Source organism: Enterobacter sp. CC120223-11 (assembly GCF_900215375.1).
GTDB lineage: Bacteria > Pseudomonadota > Gammaproteobacteria > Enterobacterales > Enterobacteriaceae > Scandinavium.
In genome coordinates, this window is record NZ_OBEF01000001.1 from 342,318 (window position 1) to 361,368 (window position 19,051).

The 19,051-nt window shown below is 53.3% G+C and carries 17 protein-coding genes and 1 pseudogene; 10 read left to right on the top strand and 8 right to left on the bottom strand.

Annotation, left to right across the window (positions count from 1 at the left end; genetic code table 11):
* Positions 1-317 precede the first annotated feature (317 nt).
* Positions 318-890 (top strand): hypothetical protein, encoded by a 573-nt coding sequence (locus tag CRO87_RS22445; RefSeq protein WP_141398653.1) that lies wholly within the window; start codon positions 318-320, stop codon positions 888-890.
* 297 nt (positions 891-1,187) lie between these two features.
* Here CRO87_RS22445 and CRO87_RS01585 read toward each other — a convergent pair.
* The 3 genes and pseudogenes from CRO87_RS01585 to CRO87_RS22820 form a co-directional block, all read right to left on the bottom strand.
* A pseudogene (locus CRO87_RS01585) lies at positions 1,188-2,360 on the bottom strand (IS3 family transposase).
* A complete protein-coding gene (locus CRO87_RS22930) occupies positions 2,341-2,769 on the bottom strand; it encodes a zinc ribbon domain-containing protein (protein WP_369680096.1) in 429 nt (142 codons plus the stop codon). The pseudogene CRO87_RS01585 and the gene CRO87_RS22930 overlap by 20 nt, the downstream one beginning before the upstream one ends.
* A gap of 99 nt (positions 2,770-2,868) precedes the next feature.
* On the bottom strand, positions 2,869-3,363 hold the full coding sequence (locus CRO87_RS22820) for a recombinase family protein (protein WP_255252467.1): 495 nt from the start codon (positions 3,361-3,363) through the stop codon (positions 2,869-2,871).
* Between the two features lie 512 nt (positions 3,364-3,875).
* On the opposite strand from CRO87_RS22820, the gene yeaG reads away from it, so the two are divergent.
* The 6 genes from yeaG to CRO87_RS01620 all read left to right on the top strand — a co-directional run bounded on the left by yeaG (position 3,876) and on the right by CRO87_RS01620 (position 12,154).
* A complete protein-coding gene (gene yeaG / locus CRO87_RS01595) occupies positions 3,876-5,810 on the top strand; it encodes a protein kinase YeaG (RefSeq protein WP_097161174.1) in 1,935 nt (644 codons plus the stop codon).
* 110 nt (positions 5,811-5,920) lie between these two features.
* Positions 5,921-7,201, top strand: a complete 1,281-nt coding sequence (locus tag CRO87_RS01600) for a YeaH/YhbH family protein (protein ID WP_097161175.1) — start codon at positions 5,921-5,923, stop codon at positions 7,199-7,201.
* Positions 7,202-7,310: 109 nt separating this feature from the next.
* Positions 7,311-7,820, top strand: a complete 510-nt coding sequence (locus tag CRO87_RS01605) for a YbaK/prolyl-tRNA synthetase associated domain-containing protein (RefSeq protein WP_097161176.1) — start codon at positions 7,311-7,313, stop codon at positions 7,818-7,820.
* 395 nt (positions 7,821-8,215) lie between these two features.
* Positions 8,216-9,550, top strand: coding sequence for a glycoside-pentoside-hexuronide (GPH):cation symporter (locus CRO87_RS01610; protein WP_097161177.1), 1,335 nt, complete (start codon positions 8,216-8,218; stop codon positions 9,548-9,550).
* Positions 9,551-9,563: 13 nt separating this feature from the next.
* Positions 9,564-11,600 carry a TIM-barrel domain-containing protein gene (locus CRO87_RS01615; protein WP_097161178.1) on the top strand — a complete coding sequence of 679 codons (2,037 nt, stop codon included), beginning with the start codon at positions 9,564-9,566 and terminating at the stop codon, positions 11,598-11,600.
* A gap of 107 nt (positions 11,601-11,707) precedes the next feature.
* Positions 11,708-12,154: a DUF441 domain-containing protein gene (locus CRO87_RS01620; RefSeq protein ID WP_097161179.1), complete on the top strand. Its 447-nt coding sequence runs from the start codon at positions 11,708-11,710 to the stop codon at positions 12,152-12,154.
* Here CRO87_RS01620 and CRO87_RS01625 read toward each other — a convergent pair.
* Entirely contained in the window at positions 12,138-12,932 is a 795-nt protein-coding gene (locus tag CRO87_RS01625; RefSeq protein ID WP_097161304.1) for a helix-turn-helix transcriptional regulator, read from the bottom strand. The genes CRO87_RS01620 and CRO87_RS01625 overlap by 17 nt on opposite strands.
* Before the next feature lie 100 nt (positions 12,933-13,032).
* On the opposite strand from CRO87_RS01625, the gene CRO87_RS01630 reads away from it, so the two are divergent.
* Complete coding sequence (locus CRO87_RS01630; RefSeq protein ID WP_097161180.1) at positions 13,033-14,217, top strand: CynX/NimT family MFS transporter; 1,185 nt, start codon at positions 13,033-13,035, stop codon at positions 14,215-14,217.
* Positions 14,218-14,262: 45 nt separating this feature from the next.
* Here CRO87_RS01630 and CRO87_RS01635 read toward each other — a convergent pair whose 3' ends face one another.
* Positions 14,263-14,970: a CTP synthase gene (locus CRO87_RS01635; protein WP_097161181.1), complete on the bottom strand. Its 708-nt coding sequence runs from the start codon at positions 14,968-14,970 to the stop codon at positions 14,263-14,265.
* A gap of 164 nt (positions 14,971-15,134) precedes the next feature.
* On the opposite strand from CRO87_RS01635, the gene CRO87_RS01640 reads away from it, so the two are divergent.
* Complete coding sequence (locus CRO87_RS01640) at positions 15,135-15,485, top strand: DUF488 domain-containing protein (RefSeq protein WP_097161182.1); 351 nt, start codon at positions 15,135-15,137, stop codon at positions 15,483-15,485.
* Here the strand turns inward: CRO87_RS01640 and CRO87_RS01645 are convergent.
* Together CRO87_RS01645 and CRO87_RS01650 are read right to left on the bottom strand one after the other, a co-directional pair.
* Positions 15,475-15,780 carry a hypothetical protein gene (locus tag CRO87_RS01645; RefSeq protein WP_097161183.1) on the bottom strand — a complete coding sequence of 102 codons (306 nt, stop codon included), beginning with the start codon at positions 15,778-15,780 and terminating at the stop codon, positions 15,475-15,477. The two genes, CRO87_RS01640 and CRO87_RS01645, sit on opposite strands and share 11 nt — an antisense overlap.
* A gap of 69 nt (positions 15,781-15,849) precedes the next feature.
* Positions 15,850-16,092 carry a DUF333 domain-containing protein gene (locus tag CRO87_RS01650; RefSeq protein ID WP_097161184.1) on the bottom strand — a complete coding sequence of 81 codons (243 nt, stop codon included), beginning with the start codon at positions 16,090-16,092 and terminating at the stop codon, positions 15,850-15,852.
* Positions 16,093-16,390: 298 nt separating this feature from the next.
* Here CRO87_RS01650 and CRO87_RS01655 point away from each other — a divergent pair, with 298 nt between their 5' ends.
* A complete protein-coding gene (locus CRO87_RS01655) occupies positions 16,391-17,398 on the top strand; it encodes a sensor domain-containing diguanylate cyclase (protein ID WP_097161185.1) in 1,008 nt (335 codons plus the stop codon).
* Here CRO87_RS01655 and CRO87_RS01660 read toward each other — a convergent pair.
* The gene (locus CRO87_RS01660; RefSeq protein ID WP_097161186.1) at positions 17,374-18,861 is read right to left on the bottom strand and encodes a GGDEF domain-containing protein; all 1,488 of its coding nucleotides are present in this window, start codon (positions 18,859-18,861) and stop codon (positions 17,374-17,376) included. The genes CRO87_RS01655 and CRO87_RS01660 overlap by 25 nt on opposite strands.
* Between the last annotated feature and the right edge of the window lie 190 nt (positions 18,862-19,051).

The window sequence follows — 19,051 nt, forward strand, 5'->3', positions numbered from 1 at the left end:
ATTGAATTACTATTGGTAGTGATTACCCTCCTACCCTTTGAAGCGATTGACTGGATTGTTAATTCCCCACTCTGTACTCCTTTGTAAGTACCATCAATCCGAGAGAGAAAGTAAAGGATTCACCCTGAGAATACTGAGCCAGAAAGTTTTGAACCTCTCCTAAACTGGAAGGATTGAAACTTAACTGAAACTGAATCTCATAGTATTGAATCCCCGTACTTCCCATGATAAGTTGACCTGTCCATGTTTGATTTGAGTAAACAGGCTCAGTACTTTTAATCTGGAAATTTGTTATTTGATTTGAAAAGGATGCCATTTTGATATTTCGAATATTTTCTTTTTTTATTTATTTAAAAACCTCTTTTCTTTATTTTTTTAGGAGGCTTGATTGGCAGGCCGCATCGGTTATAGTTGCTATGATTTTGTTTGGAGCACAAATAGGCTATAACACATATGATAAATGGAAGGAAAGTTCAGATAATGCTTTCAAAATGCGTGTAATATTATTAAGCGAAATAAACAACAACCTTATGGCTCTTGCAACTGGAGGCGATGATTCTCAGGTATTAGGAACTTACGAAATTTGTATTCCTTTACCCGCCGGAGATACAGAGGCTATTAAAAGAGTAGCAATCGCCGTTTCCTATTTACATGATGAAGTATATTTTTCACAATTAGAAAAGCTAGCATCACTTCCTAAAAAAGAAGTAGATGCGATAGTGAAGAGTTATTATTCATTATCAAGATTGCGTACCCTTTCTACGCAACTTGAGTTCAATATCAACTATTCACCGTCTAAGGTTAAATTAATGAGAGATGAATATTACAATCTTTATAGTTTAACAAGCTCTCTATCTAACTATTTGGCTCATCACACTGAAAATCCCTAATTTGAATTTCTTAAGTATTACGTCTCTGACTGCTTGTCACGACTTGAGTAACGCTATTAGCGTGTTTCTTCAACATCTCATTGAATTTCTTATCATCACCGGCAACGTCTCCCTGAATGATTAAGGGAGCGGTCACGGTGATATCACCAACAGTACTACAGTCTTTGTCCTGACCATCAATGAACTTAGTCAGCTTATTGTTAGCTTCTGGCTGTACTACACGCTCACCAGCTTTCAGTACAAACTCTGACCTGCCCCCAGGATTAGATTAGGCATAGAAAAGTCCCCCTGAAGTGGTCAACAAAAACTGGCCACAGCATTAGAGTTTTTCCAGTATCGATTTTCTGATTCGTTTGGTGGTAACCCACCGTTATAATCATGTGGCCTGAGCGCGCTGTAATATCCAACGATATAGTCCGTTATTGCGTGGGCCGCATCGCTGAAGCTTGCATAGCCGTCACCGGCACCCATTCGTTCTTCAGACTCCTGAAGAAGCGCTCCATTGGGCTGTTATCCCAGCAGTTTCCACGCAGACTCATATTCTGCCTGATCCAGTATCGCCACAGTAACTGCCGGAACTGCCTGCTCGTATAATGACTCCCCTGATCGCTGTGGAACATCACCCCATCGGGCTTACCGCGGGCTCCCCATGCCATTTCCAGTGCTTTCATGGTGAGTCTGCTGTCCGGCGAGAACGACATAGCCCAACCCACTGGTTTTCTTGCGAACAGGTCGAGAACAACGGCAAGGTATGCCCAGCGCTTACCTGTCCAGATATAGGTCACATCACCGCACCACACCTAGTTTGGCTCTGTTACGGCGAACTGCCGCTCAAGATGATTCGGGATTGCAACGTGCTCATGACCGCCACGTTTATACCGGTGAGTCGGCAGTCGGCTGTTGGCAACTGACCAGCCCTAGCTCTTTCATGAGCCTGCCAGCAAGCCAGCGTCCCATATGGTAGCCTTTCTGGGTTGCCATTGTGGCGATGCTTCTTGCTCCGGCCGAACCGTGACTGATGGCATGCAGCTCAAGTACCTGACTGCGTAATACAGTCCGTCTGCCATCTGGTTTTTCAGGGCGGTTTCCAGTACTTGTAGCTGCTGCGATGAACCTCAAACACGTGGCAGAGAGTGACCACAGGATAATTCGCCCTGCGTTTCCGTATTATCGAGAACTGTTCAGGGAGTCGGACATCAAGAGCGCGGTAGTCTTTTTTAAGATTTCATTCTCCATCTCAATACGTTGTAGCTTTTTCCTGAGCTCGCGTATTTCGATTTGCTCCGGAGTTATCGGGGAGGCTTTTTGCGTTTTGCCCTGACGCTCGTCACGCAGTTGTTTGACCCATTTCGTCATCGTGGAAAAACCAATATCCATAGCCTTCGCAGCGTCAGTTACGGTGTAATTTCGATCGACAACCAGCTGAGCGGATTCGCGTTTGAATTCAGGACTAAAATTTCTTCTTTTCATTGGTACACCTGTGTTGTTCTGAGGTGAGCATATCACCTCTGTTCAGGTGGCCAAATTCAGTAAACCACTTCACTTCTTCTTTACATAATGATGATAACTCTTCTCGCAAACTGTCGAGCACTGAAATATCGTTGCCAGTATCTTCCATCATTAGTTTGTGAAAATCGATATTCTTCACACATTCAAATATGTTCTTTTCAATTCTGATGTACTGGATTAATTTTGCATCGTAGTCTTTTCTTTCTTCCCGATTTTGGCAAGTCACATACTTTGTTCTAACGTGATTATAGTGAATCGCTATATTACCTCCACAATTCCCGCACTTAAGGATATTGGGGAATAAATTTGTTATGTAATCATCTTGTGCAATAGTTATATCCTTTCGAATGTGATTAGCAACCCCATCCATTGATAGCTTTTGATTTACACGCTCGAGAATTAAGTTATCAATAATCTTTTGTGTTACAACTTTCTTATCACGTAAAACCCTGAGTACATTTACAGTACTCTACCCCTTAGGTAAACGTTTAACGATAGCATCTGAGCTAAATCCACTTTCATATAGCTGGAAGACCTTTTGCACCACGTCAGATTCAAGTAACAGGTCTTCTGCTGGTTTCTTCTTTTCCAGCATCACACGATCTATCATACAATTAGCCGTGAGGAACAAATCATCATCAATGACCCTCGGATAAACATTATAAATAATTTCATCGTGATAACACTTATGATCACCTAATAAACGGCGGTCTCTTACCAGCCTTGAAACAGTAACCATTTGCCAATTTGGGTCGCCAATGCGTTTAACAATCTCACCGGTAGTTAGTCCATCTCTATACCACTCCAAGCATCTGATAATCAGATCTGCTTTTTCTTGAATCACTTGATACCTGTTATCAAAATTCTTCAACCACATAGGCATTTTGCTTGAGATCATTGTACCGTTCTGTACAGCTTCAATGATTTTCCTATCCCAAGCAGCTTTTGCGCGCACCGACTTCATTAGCGACTCGTTGTGAGAACGCATCTGTATCAGTTCCATGATAAGTTTTGAATGAGGATCATCTTTCCGTAACACAGCACTGGCAGAAAGATCGTGAACCTCGATCCCACAGTTCACGATGAACCTTATGGTATCTTCTGCCCAACTGGAACGGCGGCTAATACGGTCGAGTGCATACCCATGAGTGCGTCACCTTAGCCGTACTTGCGGTTCTGCACATCTTGCAAAAATATCCCAAGTTGTAACCCCGATGATATATTGGAGTTTTCAAACAAACCAACCCCACCATCCTGAATGAATATCCTGCCATTGTCGAATAACACGAAATTTATATCTAAATAACCTTACAGTACTGAACGCTAGTCATCCAGACTGCCGCCCCCTTCGATTTGCTGAATGCTTGATACTCGCTCATAACATATATGACGGAGCAAAATTTTTATCCCGTTGAAGAACTACGCTAAAAGTATTAAATCAAAATGTTCACATAGTATACGAAAGGACGGCATGCCATGAATATATTCGATCACTATCGCCAGCGTTATGAAGCTGCCAAGGACGAAGAGTTCACACTGCAGGAATTTCTTGCCATCTGTAAACAAGATCGCAGTGCCTATGCCAATGCGGCAGAACGACTGTTAATGGCTATTGGTGAGCCAGTCATGGTCGATACTGCCCATGAGCCACGGCTGTCCCGTCTATTTTCGAACCGGGTGGTCGCACGCTACCCGGCATTTGAAGAGTTCTACGGTATGGAGGACGCCATCGAGCAGATCGTCGCCTACCTGAAGCACGCCGCGCAGGGTCTGGAAGAGAAGAAACAGATCCTCTATCTGCTGGGTCCGGTGGGCGGGGGTAAATCGTCTCTGGCTGAGCGTCTGAAAGCGCTGATGCAGCGCGTTCCTATTTATATGTTGAGCGCCAACGGTGAACGCAGCCCGGTGAACGACCATCCGCTGTGCCTGTTCAACCCGCAGGAAGACGCGCAGATTCTCGAGAAAGAGTACGGTATTCCTAACCGCTACCTCGGTACCATTATGTCGCCGTGGGCCGCGAAGCGCCTGCACGAGTTTGGCGGCGACATCACCAAATTCCGCGTGGTGAAGGTGTGGCCATCCATTCTGGCGCAAATCGCCATCGCCAAAACGGAACCCGGCGATGAGAACAACCAGGATATCTCGGCGCTGGTCGGTAAAGTCGACATTCGCAAACTGGAAAACCACGCGCAGAACGATCCGGACGCTTACGGCTACTCCGGCGCGCTGTGCCGCGCCAACCAGGGCGTGATGGAATTTGTCGAGATGTTCAAGGCGCCAATCAAAGTGCTGCATCCGCTGCTGACGGCCACTCAGGAAGGTAACTATAACGGCACCGAAGGCATCTCTGCCCTGCCGTTCAACGGCATCATCCTGGCGCACTCCAACGAATCGGAATGGGTCACTTTCCGCAACAATAAGAACAATGAGGCGTTCCTTGACCGTGTGTACATCGTCAAAGTGCCTTATTGCCTGCGGATCTCCGAAGAGATCAAAATTTACGAAAAACTGCTTAACCACAGTGAGCTGACCCACGCGCCTTGCGCCCCGGGCACGCTGGAGACCCTGGCTCGCTTCTCGATTCTGTCGCGCCTGAAAGAGCCTGAAAACTCGAGCATCTACTCGAAAATGCGCGTGTACGACGGTGAAAGCCTGAAGGACACCGACCCGAAAGCGAAATCCTATCAGGAGTACCGCGACTACTCGGGCGTGGACGAAGGGATGAACGGGCTCTCTACCCGCTTTGCGTTCAAAATTCTGTCCCGCGTGTTTAACTTCGACCATATCGAAGTGGCGGCGAACCCGGTACATCTGTTCTACGTCCTCGAACAGCAGATTGAGCGCGAGCAGTTCCCGCAGGAGCAGTCTGAACGCTATCTGGAGTTCCTGAAAGGCTATCTGATCCCGAAATACGCCGAGTTTATCGGCAAAGAGATCCAGACCGCCTACCTTGAATCCTACTCCGAATACGGACAGAACATTTTCGACCGTTATGTCACCTATGCGGACTTCTGGATCCAGGATCAGGAGTACCGCGACCCGGATACCGGCCAGCTGTTTGACCGTGAATCCCTGAACGCGGAGCTGGAAAAAATTGAGAAGCCTGCCGGGATCAGCAACCCGAAAGACTTCCGTAACGAAATCGTCAACTTTGTGCTGCGCGCCAGGGCGAACAACAGCGGACGTAACCCGAACTGGACCAGCTACGAAAAACTTCGCACGGTTATTGAGAAGAAAATGTTCTCCAATACCGAGGAGCTGCTGCCGGTGATTTCGTTCAACGCCAAAACCTCAACCGACGAGCAGAAAAAACACGACGATTTTGTCGACCGCATGATGGAGAAAGGCTATACCCGCAAACAGGTTCGCCTGCTGTGCGAATGGTATCTGCGCGTGCGTAAATCGTCATAACGCCACGGCCCGGTTTACCGGGCCAACAACGACAAGATTCCGTAGGCCGGATAAGCGTACGCGCCATCCGGCACTATCGGCACTGAAAGTTGGCAGTACGGGAGGGGAATATGACCTGGTTCATAGACCGGCGCCTGAACGGTAAAAATAAAAGCGCGGTAAACCGCCAGCGCTTTTTGCGCCGCTACAAGGCGCAGATAAAACAGTCGATCTCCGAGGCCATCAACAAACGCTCGGTCACCGACATTGACAGCGGCGAGTCGGTTTCCATTCCGACCGACGATATCAGCGAACCAATGTTCCATCAGGGTCGCGGCGGCCTGCGCCATCGCGTCCACCCCGGCAACGACCACTTTGTTCAGAACGATCGTATCGAACGTCCGCAGGGCGGTGGTGGCGGCGGCGGAAGCGGTCAGGGCCAGGCGAGCCCGGACGGTGAAGGCCAGGACGAGTTCGTGTTCAACATTTCCAAAGACGAATATCTGGACCTGCTGTTCGAAGATTTGGCCCTGCCGAATTTGAAGAAAAACCAGCACCGTCAGCTAACGGAGTACAAAACGCATCGCGCCGGTTACACGGCCAATGGCGTTCCGGCGAATATCAGCGTCGTGCGTTCGTTGCAGAACTCGCTGGCGCGCCGCACTGCGATGACGGCGGGCAAGCGTCGGGAGCTGCGTGAGCTGGAGGCAAGCCTCGATACCGTTGCCAAAAGCGAACCCGCTCAGTTGCTGGAAGAGGAGCGTCTGCGTCGGGAGATTGCAGAACTGCGGGCGAAGATCGAGAAAGTGCCGTTTATCGACACCTTTGACCTGCGTTACAAGAATTACGAAAAACGCCCGGAGCCTTCCAGCCAGGCGGTGATGTTCTGCCTGATGGACGTCTCTGGCTCGATGGATCAGGCCACCAAGGACATGGCAAAACGCTTTTATATCCTGCTGTATCTGTTCCTCAGCCGGACCTATAAAAACGTCGAGGTGGTCTATATTCGCCATCACACTCAGGCGAAAGAAGTGGATGAGCATGAGTTCTTCTACTCGCAAGAAACCGGCGGCACGATTGTTTCCAGCGCCCTGAAACTGATGGATGAGGTGGTGAAGGAACGTTACGACCCGGCACAGTGGAATATCTATGCCGCACAGGCGTCTGACGGCGATAACTGGGCCGATGACTCCCCACTGTGTCATGAGATTCTGGCGAAGAAAATTCTGCCGGTGGTGCGTTACTACAGCTATATCGAAATCACCCGCCGGGCGCATCAGACCCTGTGGCGTGAGTACGAGCATTTGCAGTCGATGTTTGAAAACTTTGCCATGCAGCATATTCGCGATCAGGAAGATATTTATCCTGTGTTCCGCGAGCTGTTTCATAAGCAGGGTGCCACCAGTAACTGAAACCCGGTCAGCCAGAGCCTTCTGGCTGACTTTTTCCCCGACAGACCCGCTTGCTCCCCTGGACCGGAAAGGACTATGCTGACTGCCTGATTTTTTAACCGGAGTCACCATGTCTGACATCTCTTCCCGCAATATCCACCAGCATCTGCTCGACATTCTCACTACCGAGCAAGCCCGCTTTCGGGTGATGGAGCATGAAGCCATCGGCAAATGTGAAGCCGTCTCGGACATTCGCGGCACTGACCTTGGGCAAGGCGCGAAAGCGCTGGTGTGCAAAGTGAAAGGCAACGACGTGAAGCAGCACGTGCTGGCGATTCTTGCGGCAGATCAGCAGGCAGATTTATCGCGCCTTGCCTCGCACCTCGGCGGTCTGAAGGCGTCGCTGGCAAGCCCGGCGGAGGTGGATGCCCTCACCGCCTGCGTATTCGGCGCGATCCCTCCGTTCAGCTTCCATCCTTCACTGAAACTGGTGGCCGACCCGCTGCTGTTCGAGCGTTTCGACGAAATTGCCTTCAATGCGGGTCTGCTGGAAAAATCCATTGTGATGGACACGCAGGATTACCTGCGCATCGCTCAGCCAGAGCTGGTCGCGTTTCGTCGCGAGCCTGCAGCGGAGTAATCGCCACGCTAGTGGCATCTTTCCAGTAAAAGGACAGATGCCACCAACAGCACGCCCACGGTGCAGAACGCGAACAGGATAATCAGCGTTTCAGCCATCATCATTCCCCTCTCCGACGAACATTTACCGCGTTATACCGCCGATTAATGACACAGTGATGACAGCCCCGGCACGCTTTCTCACTCCCCTCAAACTGAAACGTTTCACGCCTGAGAAAGGCGCGGCAGGCTTATCTGATGACGACCTGTAGCATTCACGCCAATATTGTTACCGGTATCACGAAAAAGACTTTCCGTAACGCCATTGCCAAATCTCGCAATTGTTAACCATTTGTAATTGATTGAATCTCACTGCTGCTCCCCGCTAATTAACCTGACACCCCCAAGGTGGAAATAATGAGTGAGACGATCACCCGTAAAGAAAAGATCAGCTACGGACTCGGCGATATGGCCAGCCATATTGGTCTTGATAACGTCATTATTTTTCTGACGTTTTACTATACCGACGTTGTAGGTTTACCGGCGGCCTTTGTCGGCACGCTGTTTTTACTGGCGCGCACCGCGGATGCCATTATCGACCCGGCTATGGGATACCTTGCTGACCGAACAGAGACGCGCTGGGGGAAATTCCGCCCGTGGATGCTCTGGCTGGCGCTGCCCTTTGGCGCAAGCTGCCTGCTGACCTACGCCGTGCCAGAATCGCTGGAACTGCATGGCAAAATGGTCTTCGCCGCACTCAGCTATACCCTGATGATGCTGATGTATACCGCCATTAATATTCCTTATTGTTCAATGGGTGCCGTGATAACGCCCGATAACGAGGCCCGTATTTCCCTGCAATCCTGGCGCTTTTTCCTCGCCACCCTGGGCGGGGCTTTATCCACATTCTTTATGATGCCTTTGGCGGAGTTTCTCGGCGGTGCAGATAAACTTCTGGGTTATCGTTGGGCGATGGGAATAATGGCCAGCATTGCCGTCATTATGTTCTGGATCTGCTTCGCCAATACCCGCGAACGTATTAAAGCCCCTGCCACCCATAACAATTATCTCGCCGAATTACGTGATTTGCTGCGCAACGATCAATGGCGCGTGGTATCCGTGCTGGTATTAACCAATATTGGATTTGGGGTTATTCGCCTCGGCGCAATGATGTATTTCGTGACCTACTACCTTGGCAGCGCCAGCTATTTTATGTGGATGCTCGGCGCCCATATTCTCGGCAAAGCGGCGGGGAGCGCCCTCGCGAAGCGTCTGACCCGCCGTGCAGGCAAGGTACAGATGTTTGGCTACTGCGCGGTGCTGGCAGGCGTGTTCAGTATCGCCCTGTTCTTCGCCCCGAGGTCGGTATTCCTGCTGGTTCCCCTGACGTTTGTCATTTCAACGCTCTATCAGGCCACCACCACGCTGATGTGGGTGATGATGGCCGACGTTGCTGATTACGCCGAATGGAAACAGGGCAAGCGCATGGACGGCGTTATTTTCTCCACCTTCCTCGCCGTTCTCAAACTGGGCATGGCCATCGGCGGCGCCATTGTTGGCTGGACGCTAGGCTTTAGCGGCTACGTGGCGAATGCCCCCGAACAAACCTCCACCGCGATGTACTGCATCATCGCCCTGTTTACCGTCATTCCGGGTCTGCTGTCGCTTTGCGCCTTCGCCACGCTGCGCTGGTACAAACTCGACGACAGTACCATGAAATCCATCAATCTTGCCCGACACAGCGTGTCATAAAAGGAACCCCTCCATGAGTGAACTCATCCAGCATGCCAACAGCATTGAGTGGCGCTTTGAACGCCAGATCCTGCGGGTCGAACCCTGGGGTAAAAACAGCCTGCGCGTCCGGGCCACCTGCACCCCGGAGTTCAGCGATTCGCTGCAGGCCCTTCTGCTGGCAGAACCCTGTGAGGCCGAAATCACGCCCCTTGCAGAAAGCCTGACTCTGCGCAACGGCACGATAACCGCCGTACTCAATCTTAAAGGTCAGCTGGCCTTTTATAATCAGCGCGGAGAACTGCTGTTAGAAGAGTTGTGGCGGCAGCGTTCCACTGTTGGAATCGGGGCGAGTGAAAAAAGTCAGGACAAATATGTCAGCGCGCTGAAGCTCGATGCCCGTGAATTTAAGCCGCTGGCAGGCGGAAAGTATCAGCTCACCGTCCGCTTTGAATCACGCGATGATGAACGCCTGTACGGAATGGGACAATACCAGCAGCCGTGGCTCGATCTGAAAGGCTGCACGCTGGAACTCGCTCAACGAAATTCTCAGGCTAGCGTTCCGTTTGTGCAATCCAGTCTGGGCTATGGTTTGCTGTGGAACAATCCGGCCATAGGTGAGGCGAGCTTTGCCAAAAACCAGACCGAGTGGCGGGCACGTGTAACCGGAGAGATGGACTACTGGATAACGGCTGGCGACAGCGTGGCAGAGATAACCCGCCAGTATGCTAAAGCCACGGGAACCCCACCGCCAGCCCCCGCTTTCATCAGTGGATTATGGCAGTGCAAACTGCGCTATCGCACCCAGCAGGAGGTTCTGGAGGTGGCGCGGGAGTATCGCCGCCGCCACTTGCCGCTCTCGGTTATGGTGATTGATTTCTTCCACTGGCCCAATCAGGGAACCTGGTGCTTCGACCCCATTGACTGGCCCGATCCGCAGGCGATGGTCGATGAACTGCGCTCCCTTGGCATTGAACTGATGGTGTCGGTGTGGCCAACCGTCGAGGCACGCAGCCCGCTCTATCCGCAGATGAAGGCGAAAGGCTGGCTGGTCAGCAGCGAACGCGGCGTGCAGGTCAATCTCGATTTTATGGGCAACACCACCTTTTTCGACGCGACTCACCCGCAGGCCCGGGAATTTGTGTGGGATACGGTGAAGAAAAATTACTACGATTTGGGCATCAAGCTGTTCTGGCTGGACGAAGCGGAGCCGGAATACCGGGCCTATGATTTTGATAACTACCGCTACCATGCCGGGCCAGTTTTAGAAGTGGGGAACCGCTACCCCCGTGATTTTGCACAAGGGTTTTATGATGGCCTGCAGGCCAACGGCGAACGCGACATCGTCAATCTGGTACGCTGCTCCTGGGCTGGCAGCCAGCGTTTCGGTGTCCTGGCCTGGTCCGGCGACGTCCACTCCTCATTCCACGCATTCCGTAATCAGATTGCCGCAGGCCTGAACATGGGGCTCGCGGGGATCCCCTGGTGGACGACGGACATCGGCGGTTTCCAGGGCGGCAACGTGAACGACCCCGCCTTCCATGAGCTGCTGATCCGTTGGTTCCAGTGGGCCGTTTTCTGCCCGGTGCTGCGCATGCATGGCTATCGTGAGCCGCAAATTCAGCCCCCGGAGCGCTATCGCGATGGGATCCCACAGTGCAACAGCGGTTCGCCGAATGAGCTGTGGAGCTATGGCGAGGAAAACTTCGCCATCATGCAGCACTGGCTGTCGGTGCGTGAAAAACTCCGCCCTTACATTGACGCTCTGTATCAGAATGCGCATGAGCATGGCGATCCGCTGATGCGCCCGCTGTTCTGGCATTTCCCGGAGGACAAACGCAGCTGGGAGACGGAAGATCAGTATCTGTTTGGCGAAGATTTACTGGTCGCGCCGGTGCTCTACGCCGGACAGCGCCAGCGTGAAGTCTGGCTGCCTGCCGGAATAAACTGGATTGCGCTGAACGGTGAGCGCTACCGTGGCGGTGAACGGGTGACGGTGAGCGCACCGCTGGAGAGCATTCCGCTGTTCATCCGTGAAGGCAGCCCGCTGGTCAATATCCTGCTGAGCTGATTTCAGGCAAGTGCCCAAAAAGTCGGGATATTTATCCGAAAGCCTGTTTAACTCCGCATTTATGCGTAAAGTAAACAGGCTGACTTTTTTGGGCAAGGACCCCCTTCATGTTTGACTCTACCCTGTTGATCCTTCTGGGACTGGCGGCGCTCGGCTTTATCAGCCACAACACCACCGTCGCCGTCTCTATTCTGGTTCTCATCATCGTGCGTGTGACGCCGCTGAACACCTTTTTCCCCTGGATTGAAAAACAGGGCCTGAGCATCGGCATTATCGTGCTCACCATCGGTGTAATGGCGCCTATCGCCAGCGGCACGCTGCCTGCTTCCACGCTGCTGCACTCCTTCGTCAACTGGAAGTCGCTGGTGGCGATTGCGGTCGGCGTGTTTGTCTCCTGGCTGGGCGGCAGAGGCGTACAGCTGATGGGTACCCAGCCGCAGCTGGTGGCCGGACTGCTCGTCGGCACCGTGCTTGGCGTGGCGCTGTTCCGGGGCGTACCAGTGGGGCCGCTGATTGCCGCCGGGCTGGTATCACTGTTTATAGGGAAGGGGTAATCAGACCGTTAAGATAGCGCCCGGGCGTCTGGCCGAGTCCTTTGCGGAACATGGTGATAAACGCCGTGGTGGAGTCGTAGCCGAGCGCATGCGCCGTCTGCTGTACGGTTTGCCCACGGATAAGCAGCTGCAGTGCCAGGATAAGCTGGAGCTGATGCCGCCAGCGGCGGAAGCTCAGACCCGTCTCCTTCACCACCAGTCGGGCCAGGTTACGCTCACTCATCGCAAAATGCCCTGCCCACTGCCCCAACGTTTGCCAAACCGCGGGCTCCGCGGCCATGGTATCGACCATCTGACGGATTTTGGGATGGGCTGATACTGGCAGCTGGAGTTGTTGCTGCGGCTGCTGTGGCAGCTCATCGAACAGCACCTGAATCAGGCGCTGCATGGCCTCGTTATTTTTTTGCCCCTGGTTGCGATCGGCGAGCGTCAGGATCAGTTCACGAACCAGCGGCGATATTTTCAGGGTGCAGCAATGGTCAGGCATAGCCGCAACGCCAGGCTCTATAAACAGAAAGCACAGGCGAGCGCCAGGCGTGGCGCGGTTGCTGTGCGGCACCAGACCGGGGATCCACACTGCATACTGCGGCGGCACCATCCACATGGCGTTTTCCACTTCGCAGGTAATGGCCCCGTGCAGCGCCAGAATCAGCTGGCCCTTTCGGTGCCGATGCAGAGGGATGAACTGTTCATCCTCAACCACCTGAATGCGGAAGGCCACCGCGCTTTCCGGCTGGCTGTCTGGCTCATAGCCCGCAAGGCCCAGTCCAGTTGTCATCATTTTTGTCCGATGTGAGCGATTATTTGTCATTCTAGCTTGATTCAATCACCGCGAAAACCGCGTATCGTAGCCACTCCTGAGTATGACCGAGAAGCCCATGAGTTCTGATATCCCCTCTACCCGCCGTCAGACGCTGTTCCTGATTGCCGGAATTTTACTTATCGCCACTTCCCTGCGCGTGACCTTTACCGGTGCCGCGCCGCTGCTGGACAGCATCCGCGCCGACTACGGTCTGAGCACGGCCTGGACCGGCATGTTGACCACGCTGCCCCTGCTGGCATTTGGCCTGTTTTCTCCGCTTGCGGCGGGCATTGCGCGCCGTTTTGGTATGGAGCGCAGCCTGTTTGCCGCCCTGCTGCTGATTTGTGCGGGCATCGCCGTCCGCTCCCTGCCCTCCGCCACCTTTTTGTTCGTCGGCACCACCATCATCGGTTGCGGTATCGCCATGGGGAACGTCCTGCTGCCAGGATTGATCAAGAGGGATTTCGCGGGGCACGTCGCGCGAATGATCGGCGCATACTCGTTAACCATGGGCGGTGCTGCCGCGCTCGGCTCAGCGCTGGTCGTACCCATTGCGATGAGCGGCGCAGGCTGGCACGGCGCGCTGCTGGCGCTGATGGCCTTCCCGTTGATTGGCCTGTTAGTCTGGCTGCCGCAGCTGCGTCGCCACACGCCAGGCACAATGACCACGTCAGGAAGCCTGCACAACCGGGGGATCTGGCGTTCGGCTCTGGCGTGGCAGGTCACGCTATTCCTCGGCATTAACTCGCTGGTCTATTACGTGGTCATTGGCTGGCTGCCGTCTATCCTCATCAGCCAGGGGTACAGCGAAGCCCAGGCGGGTTCACTGCACGGTTTATTACAGTTAGCCACCGCCGTACCGGGCCTGCTGATCCCGATTGTGCTGCACAAACTCAAAGATCAGCGCGGTATCGCCATTGTCGTCGCCATCATGTGCGCCATCAGCGCCGTCGGCTACTGGCTGCTGCCGCAGCAGGCGGTGGTCTGGACGCTGATTTTTGGCTTCGGCTCAGGGGCAACGATGATTCTCGGTCTGACCTTTATCGGCCTGCGCGCAGGTTCTGCCCATCAGGCAGCGGCACTTTCCGGGATGGCACAGTCCGTGGGTTATCTGCTGGCGGCCTGCGGGCCACCGCTGATGGGAAAAATCCATGACGCCAGCGGCGACTGGCATATCCCGCTTATCGCCGTGGCCGTTATCTCACTGATGATGGCTCTGTTTGGTGGGCTCGCCGGACGTGACCGGGAAATTGCGGGGTAATGACAAACATTGCCGGGAGGCGCTCCGCTTCCCGGCCTGCAGCGCTTAGTTTGCCGCCGCTCGCAAAAACGCATGTACCAGAGGAGCCGGACGGCCTGCCAGCGCATTGCGCTCATGCTGGAACAGCGTCCCGACAAAAAACGGATGGGTGATGAGCTCCACAGCACGGATTTCACCTTCCTCATCCCAGCCCGTCACGCGCAATGCGCCTTCTTCCAGCTCAGATGCAAATTCAGGCGAGATACCGTAGTTACAGTGATAACCCTCTTCAATCGTTTCACGCCCGTAGGCTCTCGCGATCAGCGTATTGCTGCGCAGTTCGATTGAATCTGATTTCTCCACCAGCGAACAGCTCAGCGGCGCGATAACCATCCGCCCTTCGCTATCGGTTTCGGCATGCGCAGCATCGTGCCAGCCCAGTACGTTACGGGCGTATTCAATAATGGCATGCTGGAAGCCGCCGCAGGTACCGAGGAAAGGAATGCTGTTTTCACGTGCGTAGCGAATGGCGATAAACGCGCCTTGCACATTTTTGTACGGACTTGCCGGAACCAGCCAGATGGCGTCGTATCCCACCAAATCTTCGGCGCTATTGATTTCCGTTGTGGCAAGCCAATCGTAGTCGGCCGTCAGTTCCTGAACGGCGGCGGCATCGTCGATTGCAAGCGGGATAGCCTGATGAGCGATCACCTCAGGATTGAAGTCACCGACCAGCGCGATACGCAGTGTTTTTTTATCAGAAGCGTGTTCCATGAAGGGGTCCTTATGCGGTGCAATTTACGGGCTACATAAGGAACACCAGACTACCTGGGTTTCAGGCGCAGAACAATCCCCTGAATTAATGGGTGACTGACATTTCATCGGTTCGTGGAACAGATTACCCTGTGAGTGGCACATAAATAAAAGGAGAACGACAAATGATTCAGTGCAAGCGGGTATACGAAGCACCTTCAGCGGAAGACGGCTATCGGGTGCTGGTTGACCGTCTCTGGCCACGCGGAATGAAAAAAGAGGATTTGCGCTGCGATGAGTGGTGCAAAGCGCTTTCGCCTTCCTCTGAGCTGAGAAAGGCATTTCACGGTGAGGTGATTGACTTTACAACGTTCAGCGAACGCTACCGCGCTGAATTACAGGCTAACGCCGCAGAAGGCCAGCGCCTTGCGCTTATCGCACAACAACAAACGTTGACCCTGGTCTACGGCGCTAAAAATACGCAACAGAATCATGCCCTGGTGCTGGCAGCGTGGCTGAAAAGCCTTACTCGCTGACTTTTTCCAGTTCGTCGGCGGGCAGCGTGTCGGGCGTGAGCGGCATCAGGTGTTCCGGGCGGACGAAGGCAAAACCCGCCTGCCCGTCTACCGCCTGAATATCGCCGGTGACCAGCCACAGCGCGCGCTGTGCTTCTCGCGGCAGTTCAGTCACGACACCATTGACAGGGTTGAGGATCCTCTCGCCAGGCTGGCAAAGGGCAAAAAGCGAAACGGATTTTCCGATATTCGCCCGGCCTGCGGGCGTGCGGGCGGCGATGATCATCGCCAGGGTGCCCGGTTTTAGCTGAAACATGCTGCTCTCACACGCTCTGATATTAAGATTAATCTTAATGCGGATTCTACCCTGGAGAGCAGCGGCCTGTCACGAGCCAGCGTGATCGCGGCGGTAAAGCGTCCATTCGTCGAGCACTTCGCCATTCGGCAATTTACAATCGGAACGTACGCCCTGCGGACTTTGTACCGGCACCGAAGTACCGCCTTTCTGCTGGCAATACACCGCAGCAGGGTTAGGCATTCCGATATTCGGCGGCTTCGGGGCGTCGTTCTGGCTGGCGGTTGTGCAGCCTGCAAGCAGTAACGGTAATACCAGTCCGGCATATTTCATTGATGTGTCTTCCTTTATTGGCGGCTAATTTGCCTTAATCTCCACTATTTCTTCATTTTAACTGCACTTTTGCAACTTAAATTAAGACGGTTCCCGAACTGACCAGGGAACACATCATTCCATAATCAATGAGTTTTTGCCCCGCCTCCCCCGGCGGGGCCTTTTTGACAACGATTCGTCATTTTCTCGCCCATTCGATGTATAAAATTTGATGTATTCATGGTTTACTATTCCCATATAGCCGATATTTTCAGCATTGCGTGCAGCTACTGCTGTTATTGCACGGGAGTTCCAGGTCATGTCAGATATTATTCTTGCCCGCGTTTCACAAACCCTCGCCACCGAACAAACTCTCGAAAGCCTCGTGCGCCAGCTGCTGGAAATGCTCGAGATGGTGACGAACATGGAATCGACATACCTGACCCGAGTCGATACTGGTGCACGATTGCAGCAGATCGTCTACGCGCGGAACAGCAGCGAAATGCAAATTCCCGAAGGCTTTACCGTTCCCTGGGATGACACCCTGTGTAAACGTGCCGTTGATGAAGAGCATTACTTCAGCAACGATGTCCCTGCCCGCTGGCCGGAATGTCAGGCCGCGCAACAGCTGGGAATTAATACCTTTTTCACCACGCCAGTGCATCTAGCCGACGGCTCGTTCTATGGCACGCTCTGCGCATCCAGTCGGGATGTTCACAACTTCAGCATTAACAGTGAGCACGTGCTGCAACTCTTCGCCAGTCTGATTGCCCGCTATATCGAAAAAGAGTCGCTTGTCGAGCAATTACGCGAAGCCAACGCCGCGCTGATTGCCCACTCCTACACCGATTCCCTGACGGGCCTTGCCAATCGACGCGCCGTGTACGAACAGCTGGATGCGTTGTTCGCCCACTCGGGTAAAAACCGTTCACGCGTGCTGGTCGCTTTTATCGACCTGGATGATTTTAAAGAAATTAACGACGTTCACGGTCATCAGGCCGGGGATGAGTTCCTGATTCAGGTGGGCCAGCGACTCTCTTCGGTGATGACCGGGGAAGATATTGTCGGTCGTCTTGGCGGCGATGAGTTTCTGGTGGCCTGTGAAATGACCTCCAGCGGCCAGAAGCAGTCGTTTATTGAGCTGCTGCGCCGTCAAATCAGCGGTCACTATTTACTGGCCGGGCACAGCCTGCACTACCCTGGCGCGAGCATCGGTGCCATCGACGTCAACCCAGCGGAGATGGATGCAGAGAGCGCCATTCAGGCGGCCGATGCCGCCATGTATCTCGATAAAAAAGCACGTCAGCGAATGAGCGTCGCGTCCTGACGCGCCTGCTTCATACGGTACATATCCGCATCGGCCACCTGAATCGTGGTGGCCAAATCGCTCTGGAATGACGCAACGCCCCAGGAGACCGACAGGTGGACTGCGTTGCCGCCGACGACAAAATCATGCGCTGAAATCTCTTTTGCTACCCGCTGCGCAATGCGTCGGGCATCGTCAGCCCCGGTCTTCAGCAGCAGGATAACAAACTCGTCACCGCCAGTTCGAATCACCAGATCCTTCTCATCCCTCACGCTGGACATCATCCGCCGCGCAATCACCTTAAGCGCCCTGTCGCCCGCGCTGTGTCCCCAGGTGTCATTGATTGCTTTAAATTTATTGCAGTCCATCAGGATAACCACCGGGAAGTCCTCGATTCGGTCATGCACAAATTCAAGGATCTTGCGTGTGAAGCAGCCCGTCAGCGGATCGGTATATACCCGGACATCGCTCTGATTAAACCGACGACGCAGCACACAGGCCAGTAACAGAAAGAGGAAAGGCGCCAGCAATACGGCGATCCATCCTTGTGGATCGTTAAGCACAAACAGGTAGACCGGCAGCGCATAGCGGTACTCGTATTTTTTTGAGATGGCGCGCACTGAGGCATCGCGCAGCCAGGAGCAGGACTCCGTCAGGCAGAGTGACGTTCTGTCCGGCACGTTTACCAGTTTCACCATTAACCCCGCAGGCAAGCTGCCGCCGAAGGATTCAGCCAGCGCATCGCGCATTTCACTCAGCGAATGGTCGTACAGCAGGTAGCCCACGATTCTGTCGGAGACCGTCGCCCCCGATAAATCATAAATGTAACTGATAACGCTGAAGGCCTTCTCGCCCGTGATGCGGTCGGTGTAGAAGCTCGTTGAACTTCCTTCACGCTTGGTCACGTCTTTTTGCAGCAGGCGGTCGTAAAAGGATTCCGGCGGCTTAAAGAAGGCGTCAGGATCGTTGGCCATTTTTGAATCGCTGAAATGAAAAGGCACCGAATCCTGAGGATCAAACCAGTAAAACCAGCTGGCATCCCGGGCAATAATATAGCGGTGGGCGTCGAAGCGGCCGGGGTTGATGGCGTTTATTTTGTGGCGAATAAACTCAGCGGCGGCGAACATACAGCTGCCGTTCAAATCTCGCTGACGCGCAATCAGCGTCCCGGAGTCAGGATCAGGATGATGCAGGTCGCCATTGATTGCCCAGCTCTCGCCATCGCGTGGCGCAAAGCCCTCCAGCCCACCGCATTCCCGGGTGCCCCGAATCTGCTGGAAACGTACGCCTGTGGCATCGGCAATCAGCTCATTATCGTTGAAGACCTCAATGGTGTGAGCGACCATGGCGTTCATTCGTTCGCTGACCTCAGACATGCGCTTCTGATGAGAAAAAATCACATAAAGTGAGACGCACAGGAGCGTCACTGTGGCGGAAATCAGCACTGCCTGGCGTTTTCTGAGCGCATCCTGGACTTTCTTCACTGCGGCACCACTGACGATAAGAGAGCTTTAAGATTCTTTAGTAATTTAGCGGAGTTACCTGCTTAACGCCATGATGTACAGAAGATTCCATTGCGGAATGCCCTGTGCCCGCGTGTAAATAAACTCCCACTGGAATCGCGTGACTTATACTTGATCTCTGAAGCGATCTCGCCTTTTCCGAATAAGGAGT

Coding starts and splice junctions, on each gene's coding strand:
- CRO87_RS01630 (WP_097161180.1), top strand. CDS start 13,033: ATGAGTTCTGATATCCCCTCTACCCGCCGTCAGACGCTGTTCCTGATT.
- CRO87_RS01635 (WP_097161181.1), bottom strand. CDS start 14,970: ATGGAACACGCTTCTGATAAAAAAACACTGCGTATCGCGCTGGTCGGT.
- yeaG (WP_097161174.1), top strand. CDS start 3,876: ATGAATATATTCGATCACTATCGCCAGCGTTATGAAGCTGCCAAGGAC.
- CRO87_RS22930 (WP_369680096.1), bottom strand. CDS start 2,769: ATGGATGGGGTTGCTAATCACATTCGAAAGGATATAACTATTGCACAA.
- CRO87_RS01655 (WP_097161185.1), top strand. CDS start 16,391: ATGTCAGATATTATTCTTGCCCGCGTTTCACAAACCCTCGCCACCGAA.
- CRO87_RS01620 (WP_097161179.1), top strand. CDS start 11,708: ATGTTTGACTCTACCCTGTTGATCCTTCTGGGACTGGCGGCGCTCGGC.
- CRO87_RS01600 (WP_097161175.1), top strand. CDS start 5,921: ATGACCTGGTTCATAGACCGGCGCCTGAACGGTAAAAATAAAAGCGCG.
- CRO87_RS01650 (WP_097161184.1), bottom strand. CDS start 16,092: ATGAAATATGCCGGACTGGTATTACCGTTACTGCTTGCAGGCTGCACA.
- CRO87_RS01615 (WP_097161178.1), top strand. CDS start 9,564: ATGAGTGAACTCATCCAGCATGCCAACAGCATTGAGTGGCGCTTTGAA.
- CRO87_RS01610 (WP_097161177.1), top strand. CDS start 8,216: ATGAGTGAGACGATCACCCGTAAAGAAAAGATCAGCTACGGACTCGGC.
- CRO87_RS01605 (WP_097161176.1), top strand. CDS start 7,311: ATGTCTGACATCTCTTCCCGCAATATCCACCAGCATCTGCTCGACATT.
- CRO87_RS22820 (WP_255252467.1), bottom strand. CDS start 3,363: ATGAAGTCGGTGCGCGCAAAAGCTGCTTGGGATAGGAAAATCATTGAA.
- CRO87_RS01645 (WP_097161183.1), bottom strand. CDS start 15,780: ATGTTTCAGCTAAAACCGGGCACCCTGGCGATGATCATCGCCGCCCGC.
- CRO87_RS01625 (WP_097161304.1), bottom strand. CDS start 12,932: ATGACAACTGGACTGGGCCTTGCGGGCTATGAGCCAGACAGCCAGCCG.
- CRO87_RS01640 (WP_097161182.1), top strand. CDS start 15,135: ATGATTCAGTGCAAGCGGGTATACGAAGCACCTTCAGCGGAAGACGGC.